Below are 15803 nucleotides of genomic sequence, written 5' to 3'. Positions count from 1 at the left end.
GGCTGGAGCGACCGTCCGGAGGAGCCTTTGGAGACGTGCCCCTATCCCGACTTCGGAGCCTAGACGGGCCTGTCGAGGCGTGCCACAGCCGTGCCAGATCGAGCGGTACGTGACGGCCACTCAGGGGTGCTGGCGGCGCAGTGGCGCGGTCGAGCCCAGGGGTGGCAACTTCCAGGTCAGAGTGGGTGTGGCACGCCAATCCTCCTAAAGCCGGTGTCGCAGGTTCGATTCCTGTCTGGGGCACAGCGTGACCGCAGGCCGCAGGCCCTCCACCCCCTCGGGGGCGGGGGGCCTGCGGCGTTCCGGGGGCCGGGGGACGGCTGGGTGCGGCGTCTCGCCATGGCGGATCCCCGCAGCCTCGAAGCATTGTGGACGTACCTGTCGGTCGGCCAGTCTTGATCTCGCCGCCGGAATACCGGACGGTCCGAATATCCATCAAGAAGGGGTGGGCACCATGACCGACGCCGACCTGAACGCTGCTCTCGAAGAGGTTCTGGCTTCCTTCGAGGAGTCCGACGAGAACATGAGCGAGCGCGAGTACGAGCTGGCCCGTGTGACCAAGGCCTGGTAGTCAGTTCGATTCCGGGCGACCTGGAATTCTGACTGAATGAAGTGGCGGCCCCCGGATTCCGGGGGCCGCGCTCTCCCGTGACCTGGAGTGGTGGAGTCGTGAGTTCAACCCTTTCCACGGCGGAGGCGTCCGCGGTGGGCGCTCAGCGTCCTTGGTCGGCCGAGGCGGGCCTGGCCTGGCGGCCGGATCACCGGCTCATGGTGTTGTGTTCCGCGGCGCACCCGACCGCGGAGTGCTCGGCGGCGGCCGGACTGTCGCGGCCCGCGGTGACCGTGCCGGTGCCGGCTCCGCGGCCCGGGTTCGAGGACCTCGGAGGCTTGGACCTCCTGCTGGGGGAGCTGCTCGCCCGGGTGGAAGCGTCCCCGGACGACGCGGCGGTCGCCCGCCTGCGCAGCCGTCACCGGGACACCCTTGATCTGCTGACCTCTCCCGGGCAGCGCCAGGAGATCGGACGGGTACTGCCCTTCTCGGAGGCCGCCGCGCTCGGCACCACCCGGCGGATCAGCCGGGAGTCGCACACCAGCGCCCTGTGGATCGACGCCGCCGCCCGCCTGGTCGCCGACTGCGCGCGGTTGGTGGCCGGCCCCGGCCCGCTGCTCCTCGACGTGGCGGCCCTGGACCGCTGGGACCGCCCGTCCGTGCGGGTCCTCTACCGGGCGGCGCTGGTGGCCGCGGACGGTTCGCCGGGCCTGCTCGTCCGTGGTTTCCCCGGTCGGCCGCCGACTGCTCGGAACGGGGTCATCGGCCGCCTGCGCAGCACGTTCTTCGACAATCTGGCCGCGCGTCGGGGAGTTGTCGTCCACGGCCCGGAACGGGACCGGGAAGTCGACGGTGGGGAATTTCCGGAAAACGGTACCCCGGAAATCGAGAGCGTGGTGCACCGCGCGCTGGCCGGTGGCCTTCCCGACCTTCTCCGGCTGGTCGGAGACTCGCTCGCCATGCAGAATTTCGAACGCTCGCGCCTGGTGTCCGAAACGGCGCGCCGACTGTACGGGAGCGGTGCCGTTCCGGCCGGGGAGGGGCCGGACCTCCAGGTCCAGCTGCTCCGTCTCGAAGCGATATCCGCCGCCCAGGTCGGCGACATCGCGGAGGCGGAACAACTGCTCGGGCAGGCGCTCGAACTGGCTCGGCGGCCGGAGGACGTCGCGCACCTGAACTATCTGCTGGCGCTCATCGCGACCAAGCGTTCTTACGACCCGGAAGCGGCCCGCACCTACTACGGCCGGGCCCGGCGCGCGGTGGACGATCTCGCCGATCCCAGCGTCGAGGCCCTGGTGGAGCGGGCCTGGGTCGGCAACGGCCTGGCACTGGTGGCCGTGCTGGAGGCCCGCAGGGCCACCGACCCCGACGAGCGCGAGGCCCGGTTCGCCGAGGCGTACCGGGAGGAGCTGGCCGCGTTCGCGGCGGTTCGAGGCCTGCCCGGGATGAGCGCGTTCTACCTGCGCTACAACCTGGGGTACAACCTGTCGTTCCTGTTGGAGATCACCGGCCGCTACGAGCAGGCGCAGTCCTTCCTGACCTCGGTCTCCTCGGTGCTGCTCTCCGCGGACCGCTCCGACTACCTCGCGCTGTACCAGTACGCGATCGGACTGCTGCGGCTGCGCAACCAGGACTTCCCGGGGGCCGCGGAGTCGCTGGGGCTGGCCGTCGGGCTGGCCGAGTCGTTGCGCGATCCGTTCTACCTGGAACGCATGCTGTCGGCGCTCGGCTACGTCGAGCACAAGCGCGGGCGGCACGCCGAAGCCCTGGCCGTCTTCCGGGAGGGCACCCGGCTCGCGCGCTGGCTCCGGGACGAGGACGCCTACCGGCAGCAGCTGTCCGGCCTGCTGTGGTCGGGCGTGTTGGGCGCCGACCCGCTGGACGCCGAGACCCTGGCCGCGGCGGAGGTCCACTTCCCGGCCGCGGTGCACGACCTGGCCAGTGGCGACCGGGCGCGATCGATCGCGGCGCTGCACTCGGCCGGGGCCGAGATCCTGGTCCCGTCCTCCAAACTGCCGTCCTACGTGGCGTCGGTCGACCTCGAAGGCCGCCCCGGCCACGACCTCAACCGGTTCCTGGCCGGCGTGGCGACCACCGAACGCCCTGGGACCGAAGGAGCGATCCGATGAACCGGGTGACCCTGTTGTGCGGGAGCCGGAAGCCCGGTCCCGGCATTGAACGTCCTTCGTCGGCGCGGCAGTTGCTGCTCGCCGTCCGGGCCGGCCTGGACGACGCGGACACCGCGTACGAACAGCTCGACCTGCGGGACCTGGACATTCCGCAGTTCGACGGTCGTACCCGCGCCGAGTACCGCAGCCCGGACCTGGACCGGGTGCAGGAGGCGGTCGAGGGCTCCGACGTGCTGGTCGTCTCGGCACCCGCGTACTGGAACTCCGTCGCCGGACCGCTGGTCAACCTGTTCAACGTGCTCGGGGGCGCCAACTACGACCTCGTCCCGGACCGGGTGCTGCCGTTGGCCGGCAAGACGGTGATCCTGCTGGTCGTCGGCGCGGACCACTCCTCCGCCTACCACGCGGCCGCCCAACTGCGGTCGACGCTGGCGGCGATGGGTGCGTGGGTGGCACCGCGTGAGACCGTCATCGGCAACCCCCGTCAGGTACCCGACTTCGCCGGTGTCGTGCGGGACCTGCGCGGTCTCGGAACCTACGCGGCGACCGTCGTTCCGGGCGTGCCGCGATGAACGGAGCCGTCCTGCCGACCGGGCTCACGGTCGCCCAGACCGATCGGCTGGCCGACCGGATGCTGGAGCACTGCCACCGCCAGGGCGTGCTCCCGGCTGCTCCGGGCGACCTCTGGGAGGGCTACCACCGGCTCCGATCCCGACTGTACGCATCGTTCCACGTCCCCGACACCCATCTGACCCCGCTCGCCGCGAGGCTGCTGCACGCCGTTGCCGCGCTCCACCGACCGAGCCGGGTCGCCGTCCTCGGTTGCTACGCCGGGAACCTGCTGGCCTGGGTCGCCGGGCCGGGATTCGGGCCCGGCGCCGGCTACGAGGGCGTGACGGCGATCGGGCTGGACGTCGACCCGGACGCGGTGGCACTCGCCGAACAGAACCTGCGGCGGGCCGGTTACCGGTCCGGCGCCCGGGCGGTGCGCGCCGACGCCTACGACGCGTCGGTCCTGGCCGCCGAGGGGCCGTGGGACCTCGTGCTGCTGGACGTCGACGAACCCGGTGCCCGCAAGGCGGGGTACCACCGGGTGCTGGAGCGCTGGGCACCCCATCTGTCACCGGGAGCCGTCGTCGTCGCGCACGACGTGAAGCACCCGGCGTTCGGGCGTGACCTGGGTCGCTGGGCGGACGACGTCAGGGCGCTCGGGGCCGTCGCCACGACCACCCTGCCGGTGGACGAGTGCGGCCTGGAGGTCTCGCGGTTCGGTGACCGGTCGCCCGCGCAGCCGTCATGACGGGGGTTCCGGAGTCCGACCGCCCGGCCCCGGACGCGTGGTCGCCGGCCGGGCGGCGCGTCCTGCTGGTCGGCGCGGGGATGCTCGGCGCCGCGCTCGCCGACCGACTGAACCGCCTGGGCTGCGACGTCGTCTGCGCCGACCGGGACGGGGAGCGGGCCCGGGCGGTGGGCGACCGGGTGGGTGGGCGCTCGCTGACCCTGGACCTGGCCGACCGCGCGGGAACCGCGGCGGCGGTGGCCCGGTTGGGGCCCGACCTGGTGGTCCACGCCGCCGGGCGTCTCACCGCGACCACAGTGGCGGAGCGCGCCGAACTGCTCACCGGCACCGCGGCCGCCACGACCCACCTGGCCCAGGCCGCGGTCCTGGCGGAGGTGCCGCGGTTCCTGCTGCTGTCGAGCCTCGGGGTGTACGGCGTGCCGGAGGGGACCGCGCCGGTCCGCGCGGGGGAGACGACCCCGTGCCGCCCGGTCACCGCCTACGGCGCGGCGAAGGCGGCTGCCGAAGCGATCGGGCTCGGGGTGTGCGCCGGCAGCCGGACCACCGTGCGGATCGCTCGGCTCAGCGGTGTCTACGGGCCCGGTGCGCGGGTCGGCGGCGGCTGGATGGCGGCGGCACTGCTGCGGCTGCTCGCCCTGCACCTGACGGGCCGGCCGCTCCGGGTGCCGTCCTGGCTGGACCACCGCGAATTCCTGTACGTGGACGACGCGGCCCGGGGGCTGGCGTTGTTCGCCGCGGCTCCGGACGGCGCTCCGGCCGTCCTGAACCTCGGCACCGGCAGCCCGCTGCCGCTGGCTCACGTCGAGCGGGCCTTCACCGCGCTCGGCGCGACCGTCGACCGCGGGCACCCGGAGCCGGACCGTCCGGCCCCGGCCAACTGGCAGTTGGACGTGTCGGCGGCCCGGCACTTCCTGGGTTTCACGGCCGGCACCCCGCTCGCCGTCGGACTCGCCTCCTGGGCAGCACAGTTGAGACGCAGCAGTTGAGACGCAGCAGTGGAGAGAGGAACGACCATGACGGATGACAGCGCGGCAGTTCGGCCCCGGGAGGTGCTGGTGCTCTGCGGCAGCGTACGGGCCGACGGCTACACCGGTGCACTGGCCCGCCACGCCGCCGACTGCCTGCGGCAGCAGGGCTTCCGGAGCACGGTGTGGGAACTCGGCACACGCCCGCTGCCGATCGCGGACCCGGCCCATCACCACGATCCGGCGGCCAATCCCGACCCGTCGGTGCAGGAGTTCGTGGCCGCCGCGCAGCGCGCCGAAGCATTCGTCCTGGCCGGCCCCGTCTACCACAACTCGTACTCCGGCGTGCTGAAGAACGCTCTGGACTGCCTGAGCATCGCCGAGTTCGACGGCAAACCCGTCGGCCTGCTGGCCCACGGCCCGAAGCTCACCGCGGTCCAGGCCTGCGACCACCTGCGCATCGTCGTGCGCGGCCTGTACGGCCTGTGCGTGCCCGAGCAGGCCGTCACCACCCCGGCCGACTACGAGCGGGACGCCCACGGCGCGCTGCGGCTGGCGGAGCCGGGAATGCGGGCCAGGGTGAACGGCCTGGTGGCTTCGGTGGTCAAAGCGGCTCGGCGGTGAGCGGTTCCGTGGCCGCACCGGTGGCCGTCCACCGCAGCCGGCCCGGCCCGGCGCGCTCGGCCTGCGCCATGCTCCTGCTGTCCAGCGGCTCCTGGGCCGATCCGGTGGGCAAGTCGGGGCTGGCACACCTGTACGAGCACGGCTTCTTCGCGGGCGCCGGACCGTACCCCACCGCGCAGAGCGTCGCCGCCGCCGCGTCCGCGCTGGGGCACGACTTCAACGCGCACACCGCCGCCGAGTACTCCGCCTTCCAGCTCAACGGCCCGGACGAGACGCTGCCCCGAGCACTGGACCTGCTACTGACCTGCTACACCGCGCCGCGCTGGGACCCGGCGGAGCTGGCCGCGCAGTCCACGGCGATCGGCAACGAGTTGCGGATGTTCGCCGACGACCGCCAGCGCAGGCTGCGGCACCTGGTGACCGCGGCCCTGCACGGCCCCGGCCCGTTCGCGCGGCCGCCGCTCGGTGCCGCCGACGAGATCGCCCGGCTCACCACGGCCGACGTCGCGGCCTTCGCCCGCGACCGGGCCGGCGCCGACCGGTTGACGCTGCTCATCGACGCGCCGGGCCACCACCCGGGCCTCGACGAGGTCATCGCCCGGCACCTCGGCGACGCCGCCGGTGCCGGGCGCCCGGTGCCCGGAACCGCCCCTGACGGGTACGGCCCGCTCGTCCACACGGCGCTCGAACTACCGGGCCGGACCGCCCTGGTGGCACTCGCCGTTCCCGGGGTGTCGTACCTGCTGAGCACCCGTGAGATGTACGCGGTGCGGCTGTTCCACGCCGCCCTCGGCGCCATGCCCGGCAACCGGATCAGCACCCGGCTGCGCGGTGAGCTCGGCCTGGCCTACCAAGCCCGCACGGTGCTGGAACCGCACGCGAGCACCGGCGCCCTGATCGCCGTGCTCGGCTGCGCCCCCGAGCGGGTGACGGAAGCGGTGGACGCACTGCACGCCCTGCTGGAGGAGGCGCTGGCGAAGCCGATGACCGACGGGGAACTGGAGCGTGCGGCGGCGATGAACCGGGGCGTCCACGTCCGGGACCGCGAGACGGCGCACGGCCGGTGCGCGGTCATCGGCCAGGAGGTCCTGCGCCGCGGCGCGGCACAGGAGGAGGGCGAACTCTTCGCGCTCTGGGGCGACATCGGTCCGGAGGAGGTGCTCCGGACCGTGCGGCGCACGTTGATGCCGGAGGCCGCCCGCTGCGTGGTGGTCGGGCCGGTCGGCTGCGCGGACGGGCTGCACGGCAGTGCGGCGCTGCCCGGCAGTTGGCGAACGGCCGGGTGAAGCTCCGTGTCCGGTGACCGAGTGACCGAGTGGCGCGAGGAACTGTCGGCCGTCGGCAACGAAGCCTACGCGCCACTGGTGGAAGCGCTGCTCGACGGCGGCTGGGAGACCTCGGGCGACGGTTTCTGGTTCCGCGCCCGCCCCGTCGGCAACCGACTTCCGCACCAGGGCTGGAAGTTGCACGTCTCGGCGGAACCCGGTGCCGCACCGGCCGTACTGGCGGCCTGCGTGCCGGTGCTGCGCGAGCACCGCGTGGCGTTCAAGTGCGCCGAGGACCTGGCGGTGCTGCTGCAGCTCCTCTCCACCCGGTACGCGGCCTCCGGGACCGGCAAGTTCCTGACCGTCTACCCGGCGGACCCCGAACAGTGCGCGGCGGTCGCCGAGTCGCTGGCCGATGCCACCGCCGGGCTGGCCGGTCCACCCGTGCTCTCGGACGCGCTCTGGCGGGACGGCTCGCCGGTCTACCACCGCTACGGCGCCTTCACCACGGCGGACCGGCTCACCGAGGACGGGACCCTGGTACCCGTCCTGCTCCGGCCGGACGGCACCGCCGAGCCGGACGTCCGGGACCGTTTCGCACCACCCGGGTGGGCACCGGCCCTGCCGCGCCGGGCGGACACCGCTGCCGCCCGTCACGCTCCGCTGGTGGCCGACCGTTACCGGGTGCGGGCGGTCCTGCGCCGCTCCGCCCGTGGCGGTGTCTTCCTCGGAACCGACACCCGGACCGGCCGCGAGGTGGTGATCAAGCACGTCCGCGCGCACATCGGCGCCACCCCCGAAGGCACGGACGCGCGGGACGTGCTGCGGCACGAAGCGCGGGTGCTCGACGCCCTGGCCGGCACGGGCGTGGTCCCCGCGGTGCTCGCCCTGGTCGAGACCGGGACGGCCGCGTTCCTCGTGCAGGAGCGGCTGGCCGGCGTCACCCTCGCCGAGTTCGTCGACACCACGTGGCGCCCGGGTGAGTCGGTCGGCGCCCGGATCTGGCAACTGGCCGGTTCGCTGGCGGACGCGGTGGCCGCCGTCCACGCGGCGGGGTGGGTGCTGGGCGACCTGTCCCCCGGGAACGTCATCGTCGGCCCGGACGGCCGGTGCAGGCTGATCGACCTCGAACTGGCGGCCCGGCCCGGAGACCGCGTCCTGCGCGACCACACCGCCGGCTACGCCGCTCCCGAGCAGTACCTCGCTCCGCTGCGCGGTGCGACCCCGGGGCAGGCCGCCGACGCGCACGCGCTGGGCGGACTGTGGTTCCTGCTGGCTGCCGGACGCGACCCGCTGGCTCCGCACGGCAGCCGGAGCACGGCGGACCTGCTCGGCGCGGAACTCGCGGTGCTGGACGACCGGCACGGCTTCGCCGGCACGGTCGCCCTGCTGGTCCGGGGCCTGTTGAGCGAGGACCCGGCCCGTCGGCCCACCGCCCGGACCGCAGCCGCCGGGCTCGCCGCCGCCGTCCGGGAGCACCACCCGGACGGCGGGGCCCGCACCCCGGACGACGGGGCCCGCACCACGGCGCCGGAGCGCGTGACCGGCGCCGCCGTGCTCGCCGACGGCATCGACGAACTGACCAGGCTCGTGCTCTGGTTCGGGGAGAAGCGGCTGAAGCTCCAGCCGGCTTGGCGTCGGCGCCGGGACGGTCTCGGAACCGACTTCGGCGCCGGCGGTCCGCTGCTCGTCCTGGCGCGCGCCGCTCGGGCGCAGTACGGCACCGACCAGCGGGAACTCCGGGACGCGGTAAGGCTGTTGGCCGGTGAGGTCGAGCGGGCGCCATCGCCCGAGTCGCTGCGTCCCGGCCCGCGTCCCGGTCTGGCATCGGGGGAGGCGGGCCGGCTGTGGGCGTTGTGGGAGGCCGCCGAGGCACTCGGCGACGAAGCGTTGAAGGCCGGCACGGTGCGTCGTGCGGCGGTTCTCGCCGCCGCTGCGCAACCACTGGTCAACGGTGCCGATTCGACGTTGCGGCTCAGCCTGGGACACGGCATCGCGGGGTTGGGGATGCTCCAACTGCGCCTCTACCTGGCCACCCGTGAGCCCGGTCCGGCGGAGGCCGCGTCGGCTTGCGCACAGGCCCTCGTGGCGGCCCTGGACGCTTCTCCGGTACCGCCGACCGGTGGGCTGGCGGCAGGCGCTGCCGGGATCGCCTGGTTCCTGCTGGCCGCGGGCCGCTTCCTGGACCACGGTCCGGCCGCGCGCCGGGCGGAGCGGGAGGTGGCGAGGATCTGCGACCGGGTGGCGGCCCAACCGGTGAGCGCTGTCCGGCAGTTGGCGCACCACGACGGTCTGACCGGTGAAGGCCGGCTGCTGGTGGCTGCCGTACGGTGCGGGCTGGACACCCTCGCCGCGGTGCAACGGCTCGTCGGTGCGGTACCGCATTGGTGCAGCCCGGCCCGGACCGGCCTGGCACGCGGGCTCAGCGGCTGGGCGGAGTTCCTGCTGGACGCCGCGGAGCTCGACGGCACCGGCCGGACCGTCCCGGCCGCCCTCGACCCGGTGTTCGATTCGATCGCCGCGCGGGCCAACCCGCGGCACGGCAGGCTCCTGCTGCCGGACGACTCCGGCCGTCACGTCAACCACTCGCTGGCCGACGGTACGGCCGGACCGCTGTGGGTGGGGCTGCGGCTCAGGACCGGCGGGCCGGGCCTGTGGGATCCGCGGCCGGTGCCGGTTCGGCCGGAGGGTAGCTCTTCGGGTCGCGGGCGTAGGTGAACAGGGAACCGAGCCGGGCCCGGATGAACAGGCCCCGTCCCCAGTCGCCCACCCGCGTGCCCCTGGCGGCGAACTGGGCGTCCTCGACCTCGCCGAACCCCGGGTCGGCGGGGGTGACCAACTCGCCGGCGCCGTGGGCGACCAGGGCGAAACCGTCATCGCCGGCCAGGCTGAGGCTCAGTGCGGGGCGGGCCGCGAGATTGCGGGCGCGGAACGACCCGGCGGTCGTGGGGACGTACAACCGGCCGTGGACGAAGAGCGCCCCGACCGGTGCGCAGCGGGGCTCCCCGGCGGCCGTCACCGTGGCCAGCACCACCTGGAAGACCCCGTCGCAGCGCCGGACCACCTGTGCGGCGGACAGCGACTGTTCGGGCAGGCCGAAGGAGGCGCGCAAGCCGGGAGAGGCCCGGCGGGCGCTGTCGTCGATGAGTTCCTGGAGCCGGGCGAGGTCTTCGGCGGTTTCGTACACCCCCCACTTATAGCCGTTCCCGGAAAGGAATTCCGCATGACCACCGATCTCCGGTCCGTTCCGGCGGACCGCGTTCTCGACCTGGGGCTGGGCGACCCGGCGCACCCGATGCCGCGAGCGGTGTCGGAGGTCCTGCGCCGGCTCGCGGACCGCCCGTCCTTCGGCTACGCGCCGCCGGGCGGACTGCCGGTGCTGCGCCGGGAGTTGGCGGAGAAGCTCGTCCGGGTCAACGGCATCGACGCCACCGGGCGGGAGGTGGTGGTGACCAACGGCGCCAGCCAGGCGATCACCGCGGCGCTGGCCACGCTCTGCGCCCCGGGCGGCACCGTGCTGGTCCCGGAGCCGGGCTATCCGGCCTACCGCGCGGCCTGCCGGTCCCTCGGACTGCGGACCGCGGGGTACCGGGTCGACGGGACGGGACCCGACTGGGACGGCCTGGCGCGGGCCGCGCCGGGGGCGGCCGTCCTGCTGTGGAACTTCCCCGCCAACCCGACGGGGACGGTCGCCGACCCCACCTGGTACCCGCGGCTGTACGCGCTGCTGGCGGAGCACCGGCAGCTCACCGTGGTGAGCGACGAGGTCTACGAGGAGCTGTGCTTCGACGCGGCCCACCGGTCGCCGGCCGCCGGGGCCGGGCGGTCGGCCGACCGTTTCGTCTCCGTCTTCAGCTTCTCCAAGGGCCAGGCCATGACCGGCTTCCGGGTCGGGTACGCGCATGCCCGCGCCGAACTCGCCGCGCGGATCGCCCGGACCCACTACGCCCTGAGCATGTCCGTCTCCACCGTCTCCCAACTGTGCGCGCTGGCCGTGTTGCGGGCCGGCGGCGACCACCCGGCCTCCCACCGCGGCGCGCTGCTGGACGGCCGGGACCGGTTGGTCGCCGGGCTGCGCGCGGCCGGGCTGCGCGTGGACACCCCGCGAGCCGGGTGCTTCGCCTGGCCCGACGTCTCGGTGTCGGGCCTGGACGCCGGGACGTGGTGCCGGACCCTCGCGCTCCGGCTGCGCGTGCTCGCCGTCCCCGGCACCGAGTTCGGTCCCGGGAGCGGCGGCCGGGCCCGGCTGAGCTTCGCCGTCCCCGCGCAGGACTTGGCGGAAGCGGTGCGGCGGATCGGGACGTGGGCGGCCGAGGGGTGGGCCGCCGACCACGCCCCAGCCGCGCCGGGCGGTGTCCGGTGACCCGGGTTCCGGCCGAACCGGCGGACTGGCGACGGAGATTCGCCGGTGGCCGGCTGCACCTGCCGCGCTACGCGGCACTAGCGCCGGACCGTTGCGTCCTCTTGAGCGCGGAGTCCGGCAAACCCGAGGTGGTCGCCTGGGACCGGAGCAGCGGATCGCGTCGGCAGGTGACCGACCAGCCCGGCGGGACGGGCAGGTACGCGCTGGACCCGGCCGGCCGGTGGGTGTGGTGGTTCGCCGATCCGCGGCGCATCGGCCGGGGCCGGTGGTGGCGGGAACCCTTCGGGGGCGGCGTCGCCGAGCCGGTCGGCCCGGACGGGCGTCCCGCCGGACTCGCCCTGGGCGGAGGACGGTTCGCGCTCGGCAGTTTCAGCGGGGGCACGACCAGGGTCCTGACCGGTGGCGAACCGGGTGCCGACGCCGGCCGCGGCCCGGTGTTCGACTTCGCCGGAGACCGCCAGGTCGAGCAGTTGTCGGCGGACGGCACGATGCTGTCGGTCACCGATGTCGGGGCGGGCGGCCCGCTGCGACCGGATCTGCGGGTGCTGGATCCGGTGAGCGGCGAAGTGCTGGCCGACTGGCCGCTGGGCGGGGAGGGCGTCGCCCGGCCGTTGGGCTTCTCGCCCCGCCCTTCGGACGGGCGCCTGCTGGTGCTCTCGGAGGCGCGGGACGAGCACCGGCTGCTGCTGTGGGACTGCCGGGCCCGGACCGTGCTGGAGCTGCGGCACGGGCTGCTCGGCGAACTGCGCGCGCAGTGGACCCCGGACGGGGCGGGCCTGGTGGTCTGCCGGTCCTGGCAGGGGCGGGACGAGCTGTACGAACTCCCGCTCGACGGCGGCCCGCGGCGGATCCCGCACGAGCCCGGTGAGATACGTGCCGCCGCCGCGCGTCCGGACGGCGTCGACTACCTCTGGTCGTCGTCGGAGCGCTCCGCACGGGTCCGCTCCACCCGGCACGGCACCTTGTACGGCGGCGACCTGCCGGACGGCGCCCCCGTGCGGGACGTCTGGGCGGACGGTCCGGGCGGGCGGGTGCACGCCCTGCTCTCCGGGCCGCCGGTGGAACGCGGCGGCCCGGTACCGCCCACGGTGTTCCTGCTGCACGGCGGGCCCGCCGCCTTCGACGCCGACGCGTACGACCCGTACGTCTCCGCCTGGGTGGACCACGGGTACCAGGTGGTGCGGACCAACTACCGCGGCTCCACCGGCTACGGGCGGGCCTGGCGGGACGCGGCCGCCGGGGACATCGGTCACGCCGAGGTCGCCGATCTGATGGCGGTCCGTGCGCGACTGGCCGCGGACGGGTTGATCGACGACACCCGGGCCCTCGTGGGAGGAAGCTCCTGGGGCGGTTGTCTCGCCCTGCTGGCGCTGGGGGTCCACCCGGACCGGTGGCGCGCCGGCTTCGCCGTCGCTCCGGTCGCGGACTTCGCCGCCGCCTACGAGGAGGAGACCGAGCGGCTGCGCGCGCTGGACCGGGCCCTCTTCGGCGGCACTCCGGACGAGGTGCCGGACCGTTACCGCCGGGCCTCGCCGATCACCTGGGCGCCGGCCGTCAGGGCCCCCGTCCTGCTGGTGGCCGGCGCCCGCGACCCGCGCTGTCCACCGGCCCAGATCGAGGCGTACGCCCGCGAGGTGGAGCGGGGCGGCGGTCCCGTCGAGTTGCACCACTACGACGGCGGACACGAGGAACGCAGGCTCGCGGACGTGGTGGAGCGAATCTCGGTGCAGCTCGAATTCGCATTGCGACACTGCCCGCCCGGCGATGAGCCGTAAGCGAACAATGTTCCCCTTGTCCGGTATGTCAAGAGCATCGCCGGAAATTCGACTGCTATGCTGACGTCGAATTTTTCGGGGCCATTCGGCGCCGAAGGCGTTCACTTCTGGCTTAGGGGGAGCCATGGAAGAGATCCCCGGGATATCCGGTCGACGGGTCTACGAAACCCTCAGGGCTCGGGGTGCCATCGGCAGGGACGAGTTGCAGTCCGCCCTGGCGGTCTCGCCGAAGAGTCTCGGCCTGGTACTTGACGAACTGTCAGCCCTGCGCATGGTGAAGGAAACCGCGTCGGGGGACGGAATCGTGGCGTTGCCCCCGAGCGCCGCCCTGAGCCAGCTGCTCGTCGAGCAGTGCGACCAGCTGAGGGATTATTCTCGGCAGTTGTTGCAGCGGGCCGACGCGGTCGAACGACTGCTCGCCGACCACGCGTTCCTGCCGGCCGGCGAGCAGGCCGACCTGAGCATGACCGTCATCACCGAACGTGCCGAGATTCGGCGGTTCTTCGACGACCTCGCGGAGGTGACGACCTCCACCGTCGAGTCCATGCACCCCGGCCCGCTGCCGGAGGCCAGGCAGTTGGCCGCTTCGCTGGACCGGGACCGCCGGCTGCTGGACCGCGGGGTGACCGTCCGCTCGCTCTACCCGTCCAGCTTCTTCGCGGCCACCCGGTTGCGCCGCTACTTCCAGAGCGCGGTCGAGATCGGCACCGAGGTGCGCCTGTGCGCCCACGTGCCGACCGATCTCCTCATCGTCGACCGCGAACTCGTCCTGCTCCCACTGGACCCGGTCAACCCGGGGAGCGGCATCTGCATGCTGCGCGGTGGACCGCTGGTGCAGGCCGGCCTCGCGTTCTTCGAGCACTGCTGGCACCAGGCGCACCTCATCGACGCGGAGCACCAGCGGACGGCCCCGGACGGCCCCGGCGAACAGCAGCGGGCACTGCTGCGGATGCTGGCGGACGGGGTCAAGGACGATCGGATCGCCCGGGTATTGGGCATATCTCCGCGCACGCTCAGTCGGTTGATTTCCGAGCTGCTGGTCGACCTGCAGGCGAAGAGCCGTTTCGAGGCGGGCGTAAAGGCGGTCCAACTGGGCTGGCTCGCTCCGTAGAAATCGTCGCGCCGCCCTGCCGTCCAGTGGTGGGGCGGGGTTACCGGCATGACGGTTCGTCAGGTCGTCCGCTCCGCTCGCCGGAGGGTGCGGAAGCACGCCATGGCAGGCACTCGCACCCTCGGGAGCTGGAACGCCGGCCCTGGCCTCCCGCAGGATGGAGGAGGGGGAAGCAGAGCGTTCAAACGTCCGTTCTCCCGATCCGGAAACTACGATCCGTAGGACGACCATGCGTACTCGATCCGTCTGTTCCTCGCTCTGCCTCGCTGCGGCTTTCGTCGCGGTGCTGGTGTTCGCCGGCCACTCCAGCCACCCCGGCCCCGAGGCCGCGGAGCGCGCCGGGTCCGTCGCGATCTGGTGGCCCGACAGTGCGGTAGTCGGAACGGTCGGCTGATTCGAGTGGGTCTGCGGGACGGCTTCGCGCCGCTGGGAATCCGTGCCTTCCGCATGTTCTGGACCGGCCAGCTGGTCTCCTCCGTCGGTGACGGCATGGTCCCGGTGGTCACGGCCTTCGCCGTGCTGGGGGCGGGCGGCGGTGCGGGCGGTCTCGGTGCCGTCCTGGCCGTCGGCATGGTCTGCCGGGTACTGGCGGCGCTGGTCGGCGGCGTCCTGGCGGACCGGATCTCACGGCGCCACCAGATGGCCGCGGCCGATGCGGTGCGCTGCGCCGTGCAGTTGGGCCTGGGCCTGCTGATCACCACCGGGCACGAATCAGCCGGGGTGCTGGCCGTCGGCAACGGCCTGTACGGGATCGCGGCGGGCTTCTACGGGCCGGCCTCCGCCGGGCTGGTGCCGGCGCTGGTGGAGCGCCCGATGCTCCAGCGGGCCGCGGCCCTGCAGTCGCTGACCCGCAGCGGTGCCATGATCGTGGGGCCGGCGGCCGCCGGACTCCTCATCCCGTTCACCGCCCCGCAGGTGGTGTACTTCATCGACGCCGCCTCCTTCGCGGTCAACGTCACGGTGCTGCTGAGGCTCGTCGGGGTCGCGGTCCGGGCGAGAACGGGACGGACTTTCCTCGCCGATCTGGTCAGGGGCTGGCACGAGGTGTCCGCCCGCCGATGGCTGTTGCTGAATCTCCTGGCCCACGCCGCCTGGAACTTCGGGATGGCGACGTTCTTCGTCCTCGGACCGGTCCTCGCCCAGCGGCAGCTCGGCGGTTCCGCGGCTTGGGGGCTGGTGGCAGCCGGCATGTCGGCCGGATCACTGGCGGCGAGCACGCTGGCCATGCGCTGGCAGCCGAGTCGCCCACTGGTGGCCGGCAACCTGGCCCTCACCCTGGCAGCCCTGCCGCTCCTGGCGCTGCTCGCCCGGCTGCCGGCGCCGGTGGTCGCGCTCGCCGCCGCAGCTTCCAACGGTGGTGTCGTGCTGCTCAACGCGGTCTGGGACGCGACCCTCCAACGCGTCATACCCGAAGAGGTGCTCTCCCGGGTCTCCTCGTACGACACGCTGTTCAGCCTCGTCTCGATGCCCCTCGGCTACGCGCTGGTGGGGCCCGCCGCCCACCACTTGGGCGACTCCGGCACGCTGTGGACGGCCATCTCCTGCTCGGTGCTGCCCTGCTCGCTCATCTGCCTGCTGCCGGCCGTGCGCGGCGTCGGCCGGGCCGAGCCGGAGACGCCCCTGGAGGAGGGGGCGGCGGAGCCGGCCGCCGCCTGCTGAGGCGTCAGTTCGGCCTGCGGTGATCTCAGCGGGCGGGCGGTCGCAAGCGGGGGTGGGCCGGG

At 73.8% G+C, this 15803-nt stretch carries 13 protein-coding genes; 12 read left to right on the top strand and 1 reads right to left on the bottom strand.

The genetic code is table 11. The features are described from left to right. Positions 1-888 precede the first annotated feature (888 nt). The 7 genes from ABD345_RS19780 to ABD345_RS19750 are packed head-to-tail and all read left to right on the top strand — an operon-like array spanning position 889 to position 9551. Entirely contained in the window at positions 889-2679 is a 1791-nt protein-coding gene (locus ABD345_RS19780; RefSeq protein ID WP_344553671.1) for a hypothetical protein, read from the top strand. Next, complete coding sequence (locus tag ABD345_RS19775) at positions 2676-3251, top strand: NADPH-dependent FMN reductase (RefSeq protein ID WP_344553669.1); 576 nt, start codon at positions 2676-2678, stop codon at positions 3249-3251. The genes ABD345_RS19780 and ABD345_RS19775 overlap by 4 nt, the downstream gene beginning before the upstream one ends. Beyond that, positions 3248-3979 carry an O-methyltransferase gene (locus ABD345_RS19770; RefSeq protein ID WP_344553667.1) on the top strand — a complete coding sequence of 244 codons (732 nt, stop codon included), beginning with the start codon at positions 3248-3250 and terminating at the stop codon, positions 3977-3979. Before ABD345_RS19775 ends, ABD345_RS19770 begins: the two co-directional genes overlap by 4 nt. Next, positions 3976-4965: an NAD-dependent epimerase/dehydratase family protein gene (locus ABD345_RS19765; RefSeq protein ID WP_344553666.1), complete on the top strand. Its 990-nt coding sequence runs from the start codon at positions 3976-3978 to the stop codon at positions 4963-4965. Before ABD345_RS19770 ends, ABD345_RS19765 begins: the two co-directional genes overlap by 4 nt. A gap of 27 nt (positions 4966-4992) precedes the next feature. Then, complete coding sequence (locus ABD345_RS19760; protein WP_344553664.1) at positions 4993-5568, top strand: NADPH-dependent FMN reductase; 576 nt, start codon at positions 4993-4995, stop codon at positions 5566-5568. Further along, the gene (locus tag ABD345_RS19755; protein ID WP_344553663.1) at positions 5565-6854 is read left to right on the top strand and encodes a M16 family metallopeptidase; all 1290 of its coding nucleotides are present in this window, start codon (positions 5565-5567) and stop codon (positions 6852-6854) included. The genes ABD345_RS19760 and ABD345_RS19755 overlap by 4 nt, the downstream gene beginning before the upstream one ends. 6 nt (positions 6855-6860) lie before the next feature. Then, the gene (locus tag ABD345_RS19750) at positions 6861-9551 is read left to right on the top strand and encodes a class III lanthionine synthetase LanKC N-terminal domain-containing protein (RefSeq protein ID WP_344553662.1); all 2691 of its coding nucleotides are present in this window, start codon (positions 6861-6863) and stop codon (positions 9549-9551) included. Here the strand turns inward: ABD345_RS19750 and ABD345_RS19745 are convergent. After that, on the bottom strand, positions 9466-10020 hold the full coding sequence (locus ABD345_RS19745; protein ID WP_344553660.1) for a pyridoxamine 5'-phosphate oxidase family protein: 555 nt from the start codon (positions 10018-10020) through the stop codon (positions 9466-9468). The two genes, ABD345_RS19750 and ABD345_RS19745, sit on opposite strands and share 86 nt — an antisense overlap. Before the next feature lie 36 nt (positions 10021-10056). Here ABD345_RS19745 and ABD345_RS19740 point away from each other — a divergent pair, with 36 nt between their 5' ends. The 5 genes from ABD345_RS19740 to ABD345_RS19720 all read left to right on the top strand — a co-directional run bounded on the left by ABD345_RS19740 (position 10057) and on the right by ABD345_RS19720 (position 15741). Then, positions 10057-11196, top strand: a complete 1140-nt coding sequence (locus ABD345_RS19740) for a pyridoxal phosphate-dependent aminotransferase (RefSeq protein WP_344553658.1) — start codon at positions 10057-10059, stop codon at positions 11194-11196. Between the two features lie 167 nt (positions 11197-11363). After that, positions 11364-12971, top strand: a complete 1608-nt coding sequence (locus ABD345_RS19735) for a S9 family peptidase (protein WP_344553656.1) — start codon at positions 11364-11366, stop codon at positions 12969-12971. Between the two features lie 304 nt (positions 12972-13275). Next, on the top strand, positions 13276-14082 hold the full coding sequence (locus tag ABD345_RS19730) for a helix-turn-helix domain-containing protein (RefSeq protein ID WP_344553654.1): 807 nt from the start codon (positions 13276-13278) through the stop codon (positions 14080-14082). 229 nt (positions 14083-14311) lie between these two features. Beyond that, positions 14312-14476, top strand: coding sequence for a hypothetical protein (locus ABD345_RS19725; RefSeq protein WP_344553653.1), 165 nt, complete (start codon positions 14312-14314; stop codon positions 14474-14476). Between the two features lie 5 nt (positions 14477-14481). After that, positions 14482-15741: an MFS transporter gene (locus ABD345_RS19720; RefSeq protein WP_344553652.1), complete on the top strand. Its 1260-nt coding sequence runs from the start codon at positions 14482-14484 to the stop codon at positions 15739-15741. Positions 15742-15803 lie beyond the last annotated feature (62 nt).

The organism is Kitasatospora saccharophila (genome assembly GCF_039529925.1).
In the GTDB taxonomy this organism is placed as follows: Bacteria; Actinomycetota; Actinomycetes; order Streptomycetales; family Streptomycetaceae; genus Kitasatospora; species Kitasatospora saccharophila.
Note: the sequence above shows the minus strand (reverse complement) of the source record. Positions and strands in the feature narration are given on the sequence as shown.